Annotated in this window: 5 protein-coding genes; 1 reads left to right on the top strand and 4 read right to left on the bottom strand. The window is 37.4% G+C overall.

The annotated features are described in order from the left end of the window. Positions 1-134 precede the first annotated feature (134 nt). From WBN20_RS09985 to WBN20_RS09975, 3 genes are all read right to left on the bottom strand, one after another. Positions 135-776, bottom strand: coding sequence for a YceI family protein (locus tag WBN20_RS09985; protein ID WP_424281573.1), 642 nt, complete (start codon positions 774-776; stop codon positions 135-137). A gap of 117 nt (positions 777-893) precedes the next feature. Next, complete coding sequence (locus WBN20_RS09980; RefSeq protein WP_424281572.1) at positions 894-1,577, bottom strand: peroxiredoxin; 684 nt, start codon at positions 1,575-1,577, stop codon at positions 894-896. A 170-nt stretch (positions 1,578-1,747) separates the two neighbouring features. Continuing rightward, positions 1,748-1,990: a lipoyl domain-containing protein gene (locus WBN20_RS09975; RefSeq protein ID WP_424281571.1), complete on the bottom strand. Its 243-nt coding sequence runs from the start codon at positions 1,988-1,990 to the stop codon at positions 1,748-1,750. Between the two features lie 141 nt (positions 1,991-2,131). Here WBN20_RS09975 and WBN20_RS09970 point away from each other — a divergent pair, with 141 nt between their 5' ends. After that, a complete protein-coding gene (locus WBN20_RS09970) occupies positions 2,132-2,290 on the top strand; it encodes a hypothetical protein (RefSeq protein WP_424281570.1) in 159 nt (52 codons plus the stop codon). 157 nt (positions 2,291-2,447) lie between these two features. Here the strand turns inward: WBN20_RS09970 and WBN20_RS09965 are convergent, their stop codons facing one another. After that, positions 2,448-2,591, bottom strand: a complete 144-nt coding sequence (locus WBN20_RS09965) for a hypothetical protein (protein WP_424281569.1) — start codon at positions 2,589-2,591, stop codon at positions 2,448-2,450. Positions 2,592-2,634 lie beyond the last annotated feature (43 nt).

The following is a 2,634-nucleotide window of genomic DNA, read 5'->3' as shown; positions in this document are numbered from 1 at the left end:
GTGAGCGTTAAGTCAGACGACCAAATATGTCAACAGAAACCTTGGTGAAGGTTGAGGGAGTCAACCCCAGCCGAAGGAATAAATCCCAAGCACTAAATGCCAATTATTCTTTTAAATAAACAGATTTTGCTTTTTTAAAAGGAAACCTTTTGTATCGGAAATTTAATAGTTACATCCACATCGGGCCATAGTTTTGAAGTACCGTCGGTTCCGGTATGAAGTTCATAACACTCTTTGTTTAATGAATTTAAAGCGACATCCCCGTTCCATTGCATCAAATCAAAATGGGCGTTCAAAAACAAGGTATCGTTTTTAAGGGAATAGGTATATTCTACATCATTGGCAAGGTTGTTCATATTTAGTTCCAAAGCACCTTTGCCTTGTTTGGCATCCAAAATTTTCCCTCTAATAGTATCGGTATTGAATACTTTGAAGAAGTAGGTGCGCAATTTGGGATCCCGAATTTCATTGGCTGAATTGACGAGCGCCGTAGGTATGGTCATTTCAGCATCTTGTAATAAAGTCTCAATAGTCCCTGAGTTGTTTTTCTCATTAAAGGTTATCCTATCAAAAGTACCACTTACCCCAAGCTTTTCGGTAAACTTATAGGCCGTCCATTTTAAAGATATTCCAGAAGTATCAATGGAATACATTTGTACTTTCTGCACAATCTTTTCGCTTTCTTGTTCTGCTTTTTTCTTTTTATCTGAGGAATTGCAGGAAAAAAAGAAAAATGATAGTACAAAGAAAATTGTATGTTTAATATATTTATTCATGATATTATGATTAAATAATAAGTAAGTCACTTTGATATCCAAGAGTGTAAAGACCGCCACTTACCAAAATGATTTATTGTAAGCGGCGGTAACTGTCAGGATAAAAGGATAGGAACGCTAATTCTTGAGAACGGTATCCAACACTTCCTGTTTATCCAGCTTTTTTGTACAGAAGAACCAGTCTTTACAGTCCAATCCATCGGTAGACGTCATTCGTTCATCTGCCACTCCGCAAGTGCCGGCAGGAGAAACAATAACATCATCGCCAGGATTCCAATCTGCAGGAGTAGCCACTGAAAATGCGTATGCGGTCTGCATTGCGATCAGAGCACGATAGATTTCATCGAAATTTCGTCCGAGACTTAGGGGGTAATAAATGATAGCCCGAACAATACTCTCGGGATCAATAAAGAAAACGGCACGTACCGCCTGGGTTTTACTTTCTCCGGGTTGGATCATTCCATATTTTTTGGCGACTTCCATCGTGATATCCTCAATCAAAGGAAATTTGACTTCTATATTTTTCATTCCATTGAATTCGATTTTATCCTTTATTGTCCGCAACCAAGCGATATGGCTGTATAGGCCGTCAATGGACAGCCCAACTAACTTACAATTAGCTTTACCGAATTTGTCTTCGAGGCTAGCAAAAGTCATAAACTCTGAGGTACATACCGGTGTAAAATCCGCTGGGTGGCTGAATAATATGACCCATTTCCCAATATAGTCCTCTGGGAAATTAATGTTTCCTTGTGTTGTGATTGCCTGAAAATTTGGAGCTTTATCCCCTATCCTTGGCATAGCCGTAATTTGCTCTTGAACTTCTATTGTTTCCATATTATGTGTTTTTTATGAATACTCCTATTCTTACTATTAAATCAAAACAAAATTAAGCCTTATAAATATTTCAATTCATGACCTAGGTCAGGATTGGATAACTTTAGATTCAGGAATTTTGCTGCAACATTGAATTATCCTGAAATTATCGCAATGATAAAGTATATACTATTAACCGGGTTTATGATTTGCCTCGGAGGCAATCCAAATGTTGCCGACAAGAGCATATACTTTGACATAATACATAAGGACAAAGTGGCGGGGAACTTAAAAGCGACTTTTTCGGTCTGTACTTGAACCAAAGTTTCGCCTTCCTCGAATGAATCCCCTGGTTCTTTATACCATAGTGCAATGGAACTTTCGGCATCTTCGCCCAATTCTTTATCTCCCTCGGGTTTACTTTACTAGGATACTTTTTCTTATTAGACTATGCCATACCAATAGGTCTGGGCTGCCTCATTTTTGTTTTAGTAGATTTCTTGGCGGACAACCCTATTAACCAATAGTTCAAATAAACGATGGACAAATCAGTGAAAGAATTGTCGAATAACTGCAGATTACAATCGCATATTGAAAATCTTATGCATAATTTTAACGAACTTGTTTCCAATGGTGCGAGATTTACTCTAAACGATCTTTCAACAGTAAATGAAAAATTAGTAGCTTCACACAGGTAAATACTAGCACTTCTTTAGTAAATGGAACCTTATAATGATACAATTACAAAAAGTTGCAAGGACAGGTGATATAGGCGGACAAATAAGACATAATGATATTAATTCCTATGCAACGATTCAGGAACAAGGAGGAGAAAAAAATGATGATAACTAATCACTATATCCCCTCATTTTGGGAAATATTTTTCTCCCGTAGCTCACCCAATCTATCCGCTGTGGTGGCTGTGGCCATCCGCGCCAAAACAGTTTCTGCAATGCTTCTAACAGGTTCATATAAATAATCATAGTATGAGAAAGACATTTATCTTATTAACAACAATATTATTATTTCAGGTGAATGGCTT

Source organism: Eudoraea sp. (genome assembly GCF_049665975.1).
Lineage (GTDB): Bacteria > Bacteroidota > Bacteroidia > Flavobacteriales > Flavobacteriaceae > Eudoraea.
This window is presented reverse-complemented; position numbering and strand designations above follow the sequence as displayed.

What these genes read in the sequence shown, in the direction of transcription:
- WBN20_RS09980 (WP_424281572.1), bottom strand. Translation starts at nt 1,577, where the DNA reads ATGCCAAGGATAGGGGATAAAGCTCCAAATTTTCAGGCAATCACAACA.
- WBN20_RS09970 (WP_424281570.1), top strand. Translation starts at nt 2,132, where the DNA reads ATGGACAAATCAGTGAAAGAATTGTCGAATAACTGCAGATTACAATCG.
- WBN20_RS09985 (WP_424281573.1), bottom strand. Translation starts at nt 776, where the DNA reads ATGAATAAATATATTAAACATACAATTTTCTTTGTACTATCATTTTTC.
- WBN20_RS09965 (WP_424281569.1), bottom strand. Translation starts at nt 2,591, where the DNA reads ATGTCTTTCTCATACTATGATTATTTATATGAACCTGTTAGAAGCATT.